This is a genomic window from Variovorax defluvii, assembly GCF_039541515.1.
Classification (GTDB): Bacteria; Pseudomonadota; Gammaproteobacteria; order Burkholderiales; family Burkholderiaceae_C; genus Variovorax; species Variovorax defluvii.
Genome location: NZ_BAABGJ010000046.1, coordinates 25,172 through 39,621, shown reverse-complemented (window position 1 = coordinate 39,621; position 14,450 = coordinate 25,172). Strand labels below are relative to the sequence as shown.

The window sequence follows — 14,450 nt, the reverse complement described above, 5'->3', positions numbered from 1 at the left end:
CCGTAGATGCCGCCGAGGTTGGGCGGCAGGAAGTAGCCGATGGTGTTGCTGGTACGAACGTAGGAGTCGGAGCCGCCCAGGCTGATGGTGCCGGGGTTGGTGGTCGTGGCCGCGCCGCGCACGTTGGCCAGGTTCTGGAAGACCGAGTTGATCAAACTGATGCCGGTGCCCACGCCACCCAGCGGATCGAACACGGTGTCGTTCCAGAACGAAGGGGTGTAGTCGCGTCCGAGCCGAAGCTCACCGAGCGAGCTCGAGGACAGGCTCACGGTGGACCGGCGTGCAAAAGTCTGCACGCCACGCGCGCCGTCGTCCGGTGTGATCGGAGCTTCGAGCCAGAAGCTGGCGGCAAGGCCGCCGCCGAGGTCTTCGGTGCCGCGGAAGCCCAGGCGGCTCGTGGCCAGGTTGCCCTGGGACAAGGCGGTCTGGCTTCTCTTGACGCTGTCCGGCTGCCCCACCGGCGGCAGCAGGAAGGGATTGGCAGTGTTGTTGTACCACTCGCTCTTGACGCTGTAACGGCTGACGGCGACGTCGACCACGCCGAACAAGGTGACGGACGATTGCGCAGAGGCCGACGATGCGACAGCCAGTGTCGCCAGTGAGAGTATGGATTTCCGCATGGGTATTTTGATGAGAGTGATGGCTGTATGAGTGTTCACAGCCCGGAAATGCTAGGTGCCGCATTCATCGCATCACTCAGGGTTGCTGCTAGCCTTCGGCAATGTCGAAAGCCTGCGGCCGCGCACGAGTCCAATGGAGCCGCCCAGCGTCACGATGGCGGCTGTGGCATGGAACACGCCGGCCACGGTGATCCATGCACCGGCGATACCGAACAGCAGCGGCATCGATATGCCCGACGCGTTGACCATCATCAACCGCATCGCAATCGCATCGCCCTGCCGGTGCGCGGGGACGATCCTGTGCAGCAGGATCATCACGGAAGGCTGGATGCTCCCCAGCAGTGCTCCTAGCAAGAACGAGCACAAGGCCATGACGAACACATTGCCGATGAGCGGATAGACGCCCAGGATGATCGCCGCCAGGGTGACGGCACCAGCGACGATCATCCACTCCGGCGCGCGGCGCGCGAGCGCAGGCACCGCGAGACGGCTGAAGGTCGCTGCCAACGCAAAGAGACTCAGCAGGATGCCTATCCAGCTCGCGCTGAGCCCGCGCTCATGACCCAGGACCGGCACCATGAATCCATGCAGGTCCCAGGAGGCCGTCATCAGCCAGTTGAGCAGCAGCAGGTCCCGGAATGCCGGCTTCCGCCAGAGCGACCAGGGCGAGCCGCTGCGCTGCCTTTGCGCCTGGCCTGCGAGCAGGCCAGGCGAGCGGCGTGCTGCCAGCCACGCGCCGAGCGGCAGCAGTCCCAGCACCGCGAACGCCGCACGGAAGCTCAGCGCATCGATGACCAGACCTGCCAGCAGCGGGCCGACGAAGATGGACATCGACGGCGCGATGGACAGCCATGCCAGCCCTCGCCGCAGCTGCTCCTCCGATTCCGACGTGCGGCCGATGTGGCGTTGCAGCGTGATCAGCGACAGGCCCACGGCGCCGCCCAGGCACAGCGCGGCGATGCACAGCGCCGGCAACGCAGGCCATGCCACCGCGAGACCGGTCCCGGCCGACGCCATCATGGCGGCGCAGGAGAGCGGCAGTCTCAGGCCATGTCGGTCCGCAAACCGCCCTGCGGGAATCGCCAGCACGATCTGCGAAACGGCAAACAGCGCGACCAGGTAACCCACCACGTCGGTGCCGTATCCCAGGGAGAGGCCTAGCAGCGGCGTCGCCATGCGCAGGCCCGCCATCGCGGAGTGCACTCCGACGTGGGCGGCGATCAGGTACGACAAGGGAACGTTTGACAAGGGTTTGCTGGTGTTCCATTGAATGGAACTTATACTATTCATCAAAACTTTGCTAAGATTCTAGCCAGGTTCACTTCACGTCGCGATGCGACCCCTCCCACGATTTCCCCAAGGAGACATCTCCCATGCATACGACCAGGCGACAGCTTCTTGTTGCACTCGCGACCGCATCGCTCGCCCCTGCAGCGATGGCGAGCGACTTCCCGAGCCGACCGATCAAGATCCTCGTGGGCTTCGCACCGGGAGGATCGACCGATGTCGTCGCCCGCTTCTATGCCCAGAAGATGTCGGAGATCCTGAAGGCGCCCGTGATCGTGGACAACAAGCCCGGCGCGGGCCAGATGGTGGCCATCCGGGCCCTGCAGGCCGCGCAGGCCGACGGCTATACCCTGTATCTGGGCACCGCCAGCGCGCTCTCGCAGCTGCCGGCCATCCGCAGCGACCTGAGCTACAACACGTTGAAGGACTTCAGCATGGTCGGCCTGATGGCGACCGCCCCGGGCGTCGTGCTGGTGAGTCCGAAGCTGAAGGTCGGCTCCCTGCGTGAGCTGGCGCGGCTGCCGGAGGCCTCCGCGGGAACCCTCAACTACGCTTCATCGGGCGTCGGCTCGGCGAGTCACTTGCAGACCGAGTACCTCAAGCAGGTCACCGGAATCAAGATGGCGCACATTCCCTTCAAGGCCGACGCCGACATCATGCGTGAGATGTACGCGGGCACGGTCCAGTTCGGGCTGACGCCTGCGCAGGGCGCCATGGCATCGATCTCGTCCGGCAAGGTCAAGGCGCTGGCCGTGACCGGTTCGCATCGGCTGAAGAGCCTGCCCGACGTTCCGTCACTCAAGGAACTGGACTTCAAGGGCATCGAGGGCATTGATCCTTACAGCTACTACGGCCTGGTCGGGCCGATCGGACTGCCTTCGGACGTCGTCGCGAAGCTGAACAGCGCGATCAACAAGGTGTCGTCCGATCCCGCGGTCATCAAGCAGTTGCGGGAGCACCTGAACTTCGAGCCCGAGGTCGGCTCTCCGGACCGGCTGCGCAAGTTCATCCAGGCCGACATCGACAAGTGGGCGGCTTTCGGCAAGCTCGTGAAGCTCACCGAGTAGCCCCACAAAGCCTCGATGGTCGACGGGAACCGCATTGGCGTGGGGCGTTGTCAACGACCTGCGCGCATGCGGAGCGCGCTTGCAATAACTGGTGGTTATAGGCGCATCGCCGGTGTGCTGGTCCTGCAAGCCAGGGCCGCCTAGACTCGACGGCGGTGCGCGGGAGCGCAAAACGGCCCGAAGCCATTTCTTTTTTTGGAACTGGTCTTTTGAAAAGAAACCTGGATTGAGATTGCCGCATTGACACGCGGCGCGGTTCCACATGGAGCACCAAATGGCCTTTCTGCGCAGTTGCCTTCAGCAAGTCAGAGCCCGCCATGGAGCGGATCTCCCGCCCCCGTTGCCTTTGGCACATCCCCGCGCGGGCGCCGCAACCACCACCACCTTCCAGCAGCCACGAGCTGTGCTGATGAGCAAGGGCAGCCCCTGCGCCCTCGAACCCGACCCGCCGCGGCATGCAATTCAATCTCGCAAGAATTGACCTGGTTTCGCTGCGGCTGGCCGTGCTGTGCTCGGAGACCGGTTCGCTCTCCGCGGCGTCGAGGCGCGCGCATTGTTCCGTTTCAGCGGCCAGCGAAAGGTTGAGCGCACTCGAGGAAGCGCTGGGCCAGCGCCTTTTCGTACGCGATCATCGAGGTCTGCGCATCACGGCGGCGGGCGAATTGCTGGTGCGCCATGGCGCCCTGATCCTGGAAAGCCTGCAGCTGCTGCACGGGCAACTCGCAGCGCCCGAGCTCGCCACGGCGGCGCTGGAAGCACGACAAGATGCGGAGTGAATGCGCCGGCCGCGCGGTGACGGGCGGCGCGTCGATAGCGCAATCCGTCAAGGCTTGACGGACGCACTGCATCCCTGGCCCCGGCACTCTTCGGCCGGCGGCGATCGCATCAGATCTCGATCATCTCGAAGTCGACCTTGGTGGCCGAGCAGTCCGGGCACACGAAGCTGTCAGGCACGTCTGCCCAGCGCGTCCCGGGGGCGATGCCCATGTCCGGCAGCCCTTCCGCCTCGCTGTAGAGAAAGCCGCACAGGACACAGGCCCAGACCTTGAAGTCCGCGGGTGAAGCAGCCAGCACGGCCGTGCTGGTGCTCGCTGCTGAAGTGGAATCTGTCATCTTGATCTCTCGAATAGGACGCCAGGCGTCTGGGTCGATGATATCATTGGTTTTATTCTACAGCATCGGTTTTACTCATTGGAACTATTGAGTGGCATGCCGAATCGAAAAAAGGAGCCAGCATGAGCATCCGTGGCCAAGCCTGCATCGTGGGCGCATATGAGCATCCGTTGCGCAAGGCGCCGGACCATTCGGTCGCACAGTTGCACGCGGAGGTCGCCAAGGGCGCGATCGACGATGCGGGCCTGTCGCATGACGACATCGACGCCTTCTACTGCGCCGGCGACGCGCCCGGCGCCAATGCCTGGTCGATGGCCAACTACCTGAACCTGCGCAAGCTCCGGCATCTGGATTCCACGGACATGGGCGGCTGCTCCTACCTGATCCACGTCGCCCACGCCGCCGAGGCCATCGCGGCCGGCAAATGCAATGTCGCCCTGATCACGCTGGCAGGCCGGCCAAATTCCGAGGGGAGTTCCGGCACGCAGGTGCGCGTGCGGGGCGTCAACCTGCCGGATGCGCCATACGAGCTGCCCTACAGCCCCGTTCCCTTGAACCTGTATGCCATGTGCGCGATGCGGCACATGCATGATTTCGGCACCACCAGCGAGCAGCTGGCATGGATCAAGGTGGCCGCCTCGCATCATGCGCAGCACAATCCCCACGCCATGCTGCGCGACGTGGTCACCGTGGAAGATGTACTGGCCTCTCCCATGATCTCCGACCCGCTTCACAGGCTCGATGCCTGCGTGGTGAGCGACGGCGGCGGCGCGCTGATCGTCGCGCGGCCCGAGATCGCGAAATCGCTGCGCCGCCCCGTGGTCCGGATCACCGGCACCGGCGAGTCCGTCCAGCACCACATGGGCGGCCAGGTCGACATCACCTACACCGCCAGCGCGTGGACCGGCGCGCGCGCCTTCGAGGAGGCCGGGGTGACGCCGGCCGACATCGACTACGCGTCCATCTACGACAGCTTCACCATCACCGTGCTGCTGCAGCTCGAAGACCTGGGCTTCTGCAAGAAGGGCGAAGGCGGCCGCTTCGTGTCGGACGGCAACCTCATCTCCGGCGTGGGCAAGCTGCCGTTCAACACCGACGGGGGCGGCCTGTGCAACAACCATCCGGCGAATCGCGGCGGCATGACCAAGGTGATCGAAGCGGTGCGGCAGCTGCGCGGCGAGGCCCACCCGCGCGTGCAGGTGCCCGATTGCCGGCTAGCCCTGGCCAACGCCATCGGCGGTGCCATCGGGCACCGCCATGGAGCCGCCACCCTGATCATGGAAAGAGAGTAACGCCATGCCCACGCCCTACCAGGACCGCAAGATCGGCGACCCCCTGCTCAACCCGGGAGATGCGCCCTACTTCGAGGCCACCGCGGAAGGCCGCCTGCTGCTGAAGAAGTGCCAGGACTGCGGCCAGTTCCACCATTACCCCCGAAGCCTGTGCCCCTTCTGCTGGAGCGGGAAGGTGGACTGGGCCGCGTCCGCCGGCACCGGTGAGATCTATTCCTTCAGCGTGACGCGGCGCGGGTCGGGAGCCCCTTTCTGCATCGCCTATGTCACCCTGGACGAAGGTCCGACGATGATGACCCACATCGTCGATACCGACCTCGACGCCGTGAAGATCGGCCGGCGCGTGAAGCTGGTCTTCAAGGCGTCCGAGAACGGCGCCGCCATCCCGATGTTCACGCCGGTGGACGCGGGCGCCTGAGGAAGCCGACGCATGCCCGCGCCAAGCTCAGCCGCCCTGTACAGCGCCGTCGGCGATGCGCTGACGCATTACGACCTGGACATCGATGCCGCCACGCTCACGCGCCGCGCCACCGTCCGCATGCCGGCCAAGGTGCAGTACGCCTGGCCGCATCCCTCCCTGCCCTGCCTCTACGCCACCACCAGCAACGGCGGCCCCCGCGTGCCCTCCGACATCAACCACGTCAGCGCGTGGACGATCGCGCCCGACGGCGCACTGTCGGCGCTCGGCCAGGCACGGCCGCTGGCACACCGGGCCGTCCACATGTGTGTGGACCCGACGGGGCGCCATGCGCTCAACGGCCACAACTTCCAGGGCGGCGGGATCAGCGTCCATCGCATCGAGGCGGACGGCTCCGTGGGCGCCGAGCAGCAGCAGGCCGGCCTGGACTACGGGATCTATCCGCACCAGGTGATGGTGTTCCCTTCCGGGCGCACGGCCCTGATCGTCGATCGCGGCAACAAGGCGCAAGATGACAGGCCGGAGGACCCCGGCGCGCTGCGGACCTTCCGCTTCGACGACGGCATCCTCTCGCCGGGCCAGGTGGTCGCGCCGGGCGGCGGCTACGGCTTCGGTCCGCGCCACGTGGCCTTCCACCCCACCCAGCCTTGGCTGTATGCCTCGGACGAGCGCACCAACCGGCTCTACATGTTCAGGTTCCGCGACGACGTGCTGGACGCCGAACCCGCATTCACGCGCGAGACCCTGGCCGACCCGGCCCACACGCGGCCGCGGCAGATCGCCGGCCCGATCCACGTGCACCCGTCGGGGAAATGGGTGTTCGTCGCGAACCGCGCGGACGACAGCACCGAAGAGGACGGCAGGAAGGTGTTCACCGGCGGAGAGAACAACATCGCGGTGTACGCGATCGACGCGACGACGGGAGAGCCCACGCTCATCCAGCACGCGGATACCCAGTCCTTCCACGTGCGCACCTTCGCCTGCGACCCCGACGGACGGCTGTTGATCAGCGCCAGCATCAAGCCCCTGGGCCTGCGCGACGGCACGGGCCTGCGCGAGGTGCCGGCGGCGCTCTCCGTCTTCCGCATTGGAGCGGACGGACGGCTCTCCTTCGTGCGCAAGTACGACGTCGAGACGCCCGGCGGCCAGATGCAGTTCTGGATGGGGATCGTCGCCCTGGCCTGACATCCGTCCCCAACCCCGTGCAGATCGAACCTGTCAACAACCCATCTTCCAAGGAGACCCCACGTGTCCAAACTTTCCACCCTGTTGGTCGCCGGTGACTGCGGCCCCGCGCATGGCCGCGACGAAGGCTTTCCCATCGAAGGTTATACGGAGCTCGTCCGCCCGGTGCTGGAGACGGCCGACCTGCGCTTCGTCAACTGCATGCGCACCTTCTCGTCGCGCGCGGTGTTCACGGAGCATGCGCGCCAGGTGAACCAGCCCGTCGAGATGTCGAAGATCTTCACCAGCGGCCTGTTCGACGGCATCACCGTGGCCAACAACCACAGCTACGACAGCGGCCCCGACGCACTGGTGGACACCCGCGAACTGCTGCTCGCGAAAGGACTCCAGGTCACCGGCGGCGGCCGCAACCTGGCGGAAGCCCGGCGGCCGGCCATCCTCGAGCGCAACGGTGTGCGTGTGGGCTACCTGGGCTACACCTCGGTGGGCAAGCCGGAAAGCGTCCCAGGCCCGGACAAGCCCGGCGTCGCGCAGGTGCGCGTCAAGACCTCCTTCGAGACGCACGGCCCGCATGCGCCCGTGCGCATCCGCACCGAGCCCGAGCCGGACGACCTGAAAATGCTGGTCGAGGACATCGCCAAACTGCGCCGCGAGGTCGACGTGGTGGTGCTCGCCTACCATGCCGGCGTCATCCGCCTGCCTCGGATCATCTCGGACTACCAGGTGACCGTGGCCCATGCCGCGATCGATGCGGGCGCCGACCTGGTGGTGGGCCACTCGCCGCACATTCCGAAGGCGATCGAGGTGTACAAGGGCAAGACCATCTTCTACAGCGTGGGCGTGTTCGCGATGACCAAGCCCTTCGCCGCGCCGTCGTGGAGCGAACCCGCGTGGGCGCACGGGTCGGTGCGCAACCACACCGACCTCGACCCGGCCCACCCGCTCATGCCCTATGGCAAGGACTGCACGCTGGCGCTGCTGGCCAAGGCGGAATTCAGCAAGGAGGGCATCCAGCGCGTCGCCTTCCTGCCGATGAGCTTCGACAAGCAATACAGGCCCGAGGTGCTGCGCCGCGACGACCCGCGTTTCGCCAAGGTCGTCGACTACCTGGAATGGGCCTCGGAAGACATGCCCCATCGCTTCCAGGTGGATGGCGACGACGTCACGGTCCTGGCATCCTGACGCGATTCATCGGAGGCAAGCACATGGATCTGGGAATACGCGGAAAGGTGGCGCTCGTCACCGCGTCGAGTGCGGGCATGGGCCGCAACATCGCCAACGCCCTGGCGGCCGAAGGCGCGAACGTGGTGCTCTTCGCGCGCTCGGCGGACAAGCTGCAGGCCGTGGCCGCGGAGATCGAGGACCAGCACGGCGTCCGCGCACTGCCGGTGAGCGGCGACATGCTGTCATCGGAGGACGTCGAGCGACTGCGCGCCTCCGTCCAGCAGGCCTTCGGCGGGCTGGACATCCTGGTGCTCAACACCGGGCGCGCGCCCAATCCGCTGCGCGCCACGCTCGAGGAAACGGAAGAAGCACGCTGGCACGAGGCCTACAACAACCAGCTTTGGAGCGCCATCCAGGTCGCCAAGACGCTGTTGCCCCTGATGCTGGGCCGCGGCTGGGGACGTGTTGTGGCCATCACTTCGGCGTCGGTCAAGTCCCCCATGCCGCACCACGCCCTGTCGACCGTGTTCCGAGCCGGCATGACAGCGTACGTCAAGCACCTGGCCAACGAACTCGGGGCGCAGGGCATCACGGCCAATTGCGTGGCACCGGCATTGATCGACACCTCGCACCGCGTCGGAGGCGCGGCCTACACGCCGGCGCAGACAGAGGCGCGCAAGCGGCTCACACCCCTGGGCCGGATGGGCGCCCAGGAGGAAGTGACCGGCACGGTCGCCTTCCTGGCCTCCCGCCAGGCAGGCTTCATCACGGGCTCCACGGTGCTGGTCGAAGGCGGCATGGTCGGCGCCTTGATCTGACCGCGCCGCGTCGGACAGCGGCCGCGGTCGAGCAGCGCGCCGCTATTCCATCTTCACGCCCGCGACTTTCACGCGCTCGGCCTGGGTCGCGCGGTCCTGCGCAATGTACCGGCCCAGTTCGGCAGGGGACGATGCCACCATGACGTAGCCGAAGGGATCGAGATTCTTGTCCCGGAACTCCGGCTCGGCCAAGATCTTGCGGATGGCGCTCGCGATCTTTTCCGCGACCGCGGCCGGCGTGCCGGCGGGTGCCAGCAAGGCGAAGACGAAGTCCGCCTGCACCGGCGCCACGCCCGCTTCGGCGAAGGTGGGGACCTCCGGCAACGCCTTCACGCGCGATGGCGCGCCGACGACCAGCGCACGGATGCGCCCGTCGCGGATGAGCGGGGCGGCGCCCGCCACGGCGACCCAGGCGGCGTCCACCTGGCCGGAAGCGACATCGGTCAGCAGGGGGGCGACGCCCTTGTACGGCACGTGGGTCATCTCCACGCCGTTCTGCTTCGCCAGCATCGCCATCGGCAGGTGCAGCACACCGCCCGGCCCGGCGGAGGCGTAGGCCAGCGGGCCTGCCGACGAGCGCGACCTGGCCAGGGCGATGAAGTCCTTGAGCGACTTCGCGGGGGAAGACTGCGGCACCACCAGCGCCAGCGGTGAGCGCAGCAGCAGGGACACCGGCGCGAAGTCTTTCTGCGGGTCGTACTTGAGCACGCTCATGAGGTGCGGATTGAGCGTGAGCGGCACCTCCGTCGCGAGCAGGAGGGTGTGCCCGTCGGCCTGTGCCCTGGCGACGAACTGCGCGGCGATGGCCTCGTTGGCGCCGGCCGGTTGTCGATCACGATGGGCTGCTTCCACTCGCTCGCGAGACGAGGCGCCAGCGCGCGCATCAGCGCATCCGTCGGGCCGCCGGCCGGATACCCCACGACGACGTTGATCGGCTTGCCGGGAAAGTCGGTTGAGCGTACTTGCGCATCCGCAGGCAAGCCCGCGCCGGCCAGCACCATCAGCGCGGCAAGCGCGGCGGCTCGAAAGCTCTTGATCATGATGTTGTCTCCTGTTGGCGAGGTGAAGTGATTGGCAGCAGTGATGCCGGCAGGCGGTAGGCTCGCTGCGCCGTGCCTGCGAACAACTGGGCGCGCTCCGTGGCCGAGCAGTGCGCCGCGACCCGCTTGAAGGCGTTCCACAACACCCGCGCCGAGCAGCCCGCCTTGTCCGGCGGAAAGTTGCTTTCGAACATCGAGCGCTGTGCACCGAAGGCCTCGATGCAGGTTTCGAGATAAGGCCTCCAGGCCGCTGCCAGTTCCTCCGACCGCGGTGGCGTATCGCGGTCGATGAACGGAAACCCCGCGATCCTTCCGCACAGGCCGCCCAGCTTGACCAGCACGTTGGGCCGCCGCGCCAAGGCCGTGATGTCGGCACGCCAGTGCCTGAACACGTCATCACGCCGGCTGGCGTAGGAACCCTCGCCCAGGGGCGCACCGATGTGGTCGACGACGATGCGCGTGTCCGGGAACGCATCGGCCAGGTCGATCAACTGCGCGAGCTGCGGGTGGTAGCAGTAGGCGTCGAAGGAAAGGCCGAGCGGCGCCAACTCGGCGAAACCGGCCCGGAAGCGCTTGTCGAGCAGAAGGTCCGGCGGCGGCGGTTTCGGCAGCCTGCTGACGGCCGGGTCCGGGTCGCAGGCCACCATGTGGCGCACCCCGCGGAAACGGTCGGGTGCCCGCGCCAGGCAGTCCCGCATCACTTTGCCGGCGAAGCTCCCCAGGGTCAGGTCCACCCGCCCGACGATGCCGGCGCAGGCGCGTACCGCGCCGTGATGGCCGCTCGCGAACAACGCGCCCACGCCGTTGGCGTACTCGACCTCGCCCACGCTCGCGAAGCGGGGGTCGCCCTCCTCGCGCCAGGCAAAGCCGGCCTCCACGTAGACCGTGCCGCGCAGGTTGTGGCCGCAGGCCAGATCACCGACGAGCTCCGGCACCAGGTACGGCGCGGCGCGCGACCAGATATGGTGGTGCGCGTCGATGATGGGAAGCTCCGGCTCGATGACGTCTTCGCTCTGCGCGCCGAGCCACTGCTCGTCGATGAAGAAGTGGGGCGGGACGCCCCGGCGGATTGCTTCGGGCACGGGCTCAGACCGCATCAACCGGCCGGCAAGAGGCCATGCGGCCAAGCACACGAAGTTTCATTTATCGGAACCAAATACGATGCATGGAACTGCATGCTAGCACCAGTCGCGTGCAGACGTCCATACGGCCGGCCTTTGGTGCGCTTCGATACTGTTCCGATGTACGGAACGCTTTGCATTTACCGGAACCGCTGCTACCATCCGGGACTGCAGGCCGGCAACTCGGCCCCCGGAGACTTCGAGCAATGCAGAGCACCACATATGACTTCATCGTGATCGGATCTGGATCGGCCGGCGGCGTGGTGGCCAGCCGCCTGAGCGAGAACGGCAAATACACCGTTCTCTGCCTGGAGGCCGGTGACAAGGGCGCCAACTACATCTGGACCATTCCGCCGGGCGGCGTGGTGTACCTGATCGACAACCCGGCGGCCAACTGGCGCTACGAATCGGAAGCGCACGAAAGCCATGGCAGCCGTCCGATCTACGTTCCACGGGGCAAGCTGCTGGGCGGGAGCAGCGCGCTGAACGGCATCATCTACAACCGCGGCCAGAGGATCGACTACGACACCTGGGCCGAACGTGGCTGCCCCGGCTGGAGCTACAAGGACGTTCTCCCTTACCTGAAGAAGATCGAGAACACCGATATCGGCACCGACGAATTCCGGGGCCGCACCGGCCCGGTGAAGGTCACCGTGATGAGCAAGCTCTCGCCCTTCTACGACCTGTTCATCGAGGCCGCGCAGGCGGTGGGGATTCCGCACAACCCGGACTACAGCGGCGCCTCGCAGGAAGGCGTCGCCATGGCGCAGCAGACGGGCTACCGAGGCCGGCGCCAGAGCACGGCCACGCAGTATCTCTACCCTGCCCGGCAACGACCGAACCTGAAGATCCTGCAGGGCGCCGAGGCGACCTCCCTGATGATGGAGGGCAAGCGCTGTGTCGGCGTTCGCTTCCGGCGAGACGGCGCGCTGCACGAGGCCCGCGCCACGCGCGAGGTGATCGTGTCCTGCGGCGCCGCCAATTCACCCAAGCTGCTCGAGCTCTCGGGCATCGGTAACCCCGACATCCTGCGCCGGCACGGCATCAAGCCCGTGCACGAACTGCGTGGCGTCGGGGAGAACCTGCGCGACCACTATGCCGCCATCCTCAAGTGGCGCTTCAACCGTCCTGGCCTGTCGCTCGCGCAGCGCGGGCGCAGTTGGGGGCTGCTGCTCGAGATCCTGAAGTACGTCTTCTTCCGCAAGGGCTTCATCGCGCAGGGCAACGGATCGCTGCGCGTGTTCGCCAAGTCCCGGCCGGAGGTCGGCGAGCCGGACATCATGATGATCGTCAACCCGTACATCATCGACCTGAAGGGCGGCCAGGGCCGCCGGATGGCGAAGACCGAAGGGTTCTTCGTCTATTCCCACGGCCAGAGAACGGAAAGCACGGGCAGCATCCACCTGCGCTCGTCCGATCCCTTCGCGGCGCCGCTGATCAGCTATCGCTTCCTCGACACGGATTACGACCGCAAGACGGCGATCCTCGCGGTCCGGCGCGCGCGTGAGATCGTGAATGCCTCCCCCTTGAAGGAAACCATCGCGGAAGAAATGCAGCCGGGCCCGCAGATCGAAACCGACGAAGAGATCCTCGAGTTCGTCCGCAAGAGCGGCAACATCACCCAGCACATGGTGGGGACCTGCAAGATGGGAAGCGACCCGATGGCCGTGGTGGACGAACGGCTGCGGGTGCACGGCATCGCCGGCCTGCGCATCGCCGACGCGTCCATCATGCCGACGATCATCTCCGGCAACACCAGCATCCCCTGCATGATGATCGGCGAGAAGTGCGCGGACATGGTGCTCGCGGATGCCGAGGCTGCACCGCCGCGCACCCCGCAGGCCCTCAAGCGCCCGAGCCGCGAAGCCGTCTCGGCCTGAGCGATCCCGACTCTTCCATCAGACGACCATGCCCACCATGCCCGACCAGGCCATCCAGCGCAACTTCATCGACGGCGAATGGCGAGAGGCCGCCAGCGGCCAGACCTACCAGCGTCTCAGCCCCTACGACCAGAGCGTTGCAGGCATCTACCAGGATTCGGATGCGAGCGATGCCGGGCAGGCGATCGACGCAGCACGCCGCGCCTTCGACACCGGCCCTTGGCCGCGCTGGCCCGCCGCCGAACGGGCCGCCGTACTCAAGCGTGCGGCAGCGCTCCTGCGCGAGCGGCGGGACGACCTCTCGAGCATCATGGCGCGCGAGGTGGGTCAGCCCCGGCCCGAGCAGCTGAAGTTCGTGCTCGGTGCGGCCGACACGCTCGACTTCTATGCCAACCTGATCGTCAGCCGCCGCGACGAGGCGGTGTATGGCCAGCATCCCGACGCAGTGGGCATCGTGGCGAAGGAACCGGTGGGCGTGGTCGGCTCCCTCACCGCCTGGAACACGCCCCTTTCGGTGGCGCACAAGTGCTGCCCGGCCATGGCGGTGGGCTGCACACTGGTCGTGAAGCCGGGCCACCAGTCGCCGGGCGCGCTGATCCGGTTCGCGTCCATCCTGCACGAGGCCGGATTGCCGCCGGGCGTGTTCAACGTGGTGACCAGCGCGATCGACAACGGTGCGGTCGTCGGGCAGGCCATCGCCGGCAGCGACCAGGTGGACATGGTGACCTTCACCGGCTCCTCCAATACGGGCAAGGCGGTGATGCGTGCCGCGGCCAACAACCTCAAGCGGGTCAAGCTGGAGCTGGGCGGCAAGTCGCCCCAGGTGATCTTCGCCGACGCGCCCTCGCTCGACGTCGCGGCCGCCTCGGTCGCGAAAGGCATCGTCCGGCTGGCCGGCCAGTCCTGCCAGGCCGGCAGCCGGGTGCTGGTCCAGAAGCAGGTGAAAGCCGAGTTCGTCGAGCACCTCCTCGCGCACGTGGCCGCCACGAAGATGGGCGATCCGCTGGCGGAGGGAACGACCTGCGGCCCGCTGGTCACGGAAGACCAGTTGCGCCGGGTCGAGGCCATGGTGCACGAGGCCAAGGCCTCCGCGCGCCTGCTCGCGGGTGGCAAGCGCCCCGCGCGCGAGGACCTCGCCCAGGGCTTCTTCTTCGAGCCGACGGTCTTCGACGAGGTCTCGCCCGATTCCCGCATCGCGCGCGAGGAAGTCTTCGGCCCAGTGCTCGCCATCCTGAGCTTCGAAGACGTCGAGGAAGGCATCGCACTGGCCAACGACACGCTCTTCGGCCTGGTGGCGGGGTGCTGGACGCAGAACCTTTCCACCGCCATGGATTTCGCCACGAAGGTGCGCGCGGGCATGGTGTGGGTGAACGGCTACCGTGACGATTCGATCCTGAAGCACATGCCGGTGGGCGGCTTCAAGCAGAGCGGCATCGGCCGGGAGA

14 protein-coding genes are annotated in these 14,450 nt (G+C 66.9%); 9 read left to right on the top strand and 5 right to left on the bottom strand.

The window, feature by feature from the left end:
• On the bottom strand, positions 1 to 620 hold a 620-nt coding region (locus tag ABEA07_RS16295; RefSeq protein WP_345539121.1), incomplete at its 3' end, for a porin.
• 72 nt (positions 621 to 692) lie between these two features.
• The gene (locus ABEA07_RS16290) at positions 693 to 1,853 is read right to left on the bottom strand and encodes an MFS transporter (RefSeq protein ID WP_345539120.1); all 1,161 of its coding nucleotides are present in this window, start codon (positions 1,851 to 1,853) and stop codon (positions 693 to 695) included.
• A gap of 140 nt (positions 1,854 to 1,993) precedes the next feature.
• On the opposite strand from ABEA07_RS16290, the gene ABEA07_RS16285 reads away from it, so the two are divergent.
• Positions 1,994 to 2,974, top strand: coding sequence for a Bug family tripartite tricarboxylate transporter substrate binding protein (locus tag ABEA07_RS16285; protein ID WP_345539119.1), 981 nt, complete (start codon positions 1,994 to 1,996; stop codon positions 2,972 to 2,974).
• Positions 2,975 to 3,429: 455 nt separating this feature from the next.
• Positions 3,430 to 3,750 carry a LysR family transcriptional regulator gene (locus ABEA07_RS16280; RefSeq protein ID WP_345539118.1) on the top strand — a complete coding sequence of 107 codons (321 nt, stop codon included), beginning with the start codon at positions 3,430 to 3,432 and terminating at the stop codon, positions 3,748 to 3,750.
• Between the two features lie 109 nt (positions 3,751 to 3,859).
• Here the strand turns inward: ABEA07_RS16280 and ABEA07_RS16275 are convergent, their stop codons facing one another.
• Positions 3,860 to 4,087: a rubredoxin gene (locus tag ABEA07_RS16275; protein WP_345539117.1), complete on the bottom strand. Its 228-nt coding sequence runs from the start codon at positions 4,085 to 4,087 to the stop codon at positions 3,860 to 3,862.
• 122 nt (positions 4,088 to 4,209) lie between these two features.
• Here ABEA07_RS16275 and ABEA07_RS16270 point away from each other — a divergent pair, with 122 nt between their 5' ends.
• The 5 genes from ABEA07_RS16270 to ABEA07_RS16250 all read left to right on the top strand — a co-directional run bounded on the left by ABEA07_RS16270 (position 4,210) and on the right by ABEA07_RS16250 (position 8,964).
• On the top strand, positions 4,210 to 5,379 hold the full coding sequence (locus ABEA07_RS16270; RefSeq protein WP_345539115.1) for a thiolase domain-containing protein: 1,170 nt from the start codon (positions 4,210 to 4,212) through the stop codon (positions 5,377 to 5,379).
• A 4-nt stretch (positions 5,380 to 5,383) separates the two neighbouring features.
• Positions 5,384 to 5,797: a Zn-ribbon domain-containing OB-fold protein gene (locus ABEA07_RS16265; RefSeq protein WP_345539113.1), complete on the top strand. Its 414-nt coding sequence runs from the start codon at positions 5,384 to 5,386 to the stop codon at positions 5,795 to 5,797.
• A gap of 12 nt (positions 5,798 to 5,809) precedes the next feature.
• Positions 5,810 to 6,982 carry a lactonase family protein gene (locus ABEA07_RS16260; RefSeq protein WP_345539112.1) on the top strand — a complete coding sequence of 391 codons (1,173 nt, stop codon included), beginning with the start codon at positions 5,810 to 5,812 and terminating at the stop codon, positions 6,980 to 6,982.
• Positions 6,983 to 7,045: 63 nt separating this feature from the next.
• Positions 7,046 to 8,164: a CapA family protein gene (locus tag ABEA07_RS16255; RefSeq protein WP_345539111.1), complete on the top strand. Its 1,119-nt coding sequence runs from the start codon at positions 7,046 to 7,048 to the stop codon at positions 8,162 to 8,164.
• 23 nt (positions 8,165 to 8,187) lie between these two features.
• Positions 8,188 to 8,964, top strand: coding sequence for an SDR family oxidoreductase (locus tag ABEA07_RS16250; protein WP_345539110.1), 777 nt, complete (start codon positions 8,188 to 8,190; stop codon positions 8,962 to 8,964).
• A gap of 42 nt (positions 8,965 to 9,006) precedes the next feature.
• Here the strand turns inward: ABEA07_RS16250 and ABEA07_RS16245 are convergent, their stop codons facing one another.
• Positions 9,007 to 9,816: a Bug family tripartite tricarboxylate transporter substrate binding protein gene (locus ABEA07_RS16245; protein ID WP_345539109.1), complete on the bottom strand. Its 810-nt coding sequence runs from the start codon at positions 9,814 to 9,816 to the stop codon at positions 9,007 to 9,009.
• A 184-nt stretch (positions 9,817 to 10,000) separates the two neighbouring features.
• Positions 10,001 to 11,086, bottom strand: coding sequence for an amidohydrolase family protein (locus tag ABEA07_RS16240; protein WP_345539107.1), 1,086 nt, complete (start codon positions 11,084 to 11,086; stop codon positions 10,001 to 10,003).
• 245 nt (positions 11,087 to 11,331) lie between these two features.
• Here ABEA07_RS16240 and ABEA07_RS16235 point away from each other — a divergent pair, with 245 nt between their 5' ends.
• Together ABEA07_RS16235 and ABEA07_RS16230 are read left to right on the top strand one after the other, a co-directional pair.
• Positions 11,332 to 13,005, top strand: coding sequence for a GMC family oxidoreductase (locus ABEA07_RS16235; protein WP_345539106.1), 1,674 nt, complete (start codon positions 11,332 to 11,334; stop codon positions 13,003 to 13,005).
• Between the two features lie 28 nt (positions 13,006 to 13,033).
• Positions 13,034 to 14,450: aldehyde dehydrogenase family protein (locus tag ABEA07_RS16230; RefSeq protein ID WP_345539105.1), on the top strand; the 1,417-nt coding region annotated here is incomplete at its 3' end.

Bases quoted from the DNA above. Each gene is read 5' to 3' on its own strand.
- ABEA07_RS16285 (WP_345539119.1), top strand. From the start codon at position 1,994: ATGCATACGACCAGGCGACAGCTTCTTGTTGCACTCGCGACCGCATCG.
- ABEA07_RS16280 (WP_345539118.1), top strand. From the start codon at position 3,430: ATGCAATTCAATCTCGCAAGAATTGACCTGGTTTCGCTGCGGCTGGCC.
- ABEA07_RS16275 (WP_345539117.1), bottom strand. From the start codon at position 4,087: ATGACAGATTCCACTTCAGCAGCGAGCACCAGCACGGCCGTGCTGGCT.
- ABEA07_RS16270 (WP_345539115.1), top strand. From the start codon at position 4,210: ATGAGCATCCGTGGCCAAGCCTGCATCGTGGGCGCATATGAGCATCCG.
- ABEA07_RS16265 (WP_345539113.1), top strand. From the start codon at position 5,384: ATGCCCACGCCCTACCAGGACCGCAAGATCGGCGACCCCCTGCTCAAC.
- ABEA07_RS16260 (WP_345539112.1), top strand. From the start codon at position 5,810: ATGCCCGCGCCAAGCTCAGCCGCCCTGTACAGCGCCGTCGGCGATGCG.
- ABEA07_RS16250 (WP_345539110.1), top strand. From the start codon at position 8,188: ATGGATCTGGGAATACGCGGAAAGGTGGCGCTCGTCACCGCGTCGAGT.
- ABEA07_RS16235 (WP_345539106.1), top strand. From the start codon at position 11,332: ATGCAGAGCACCACATATGACTTCATCGTGATCGGATCTGGATCGGCC.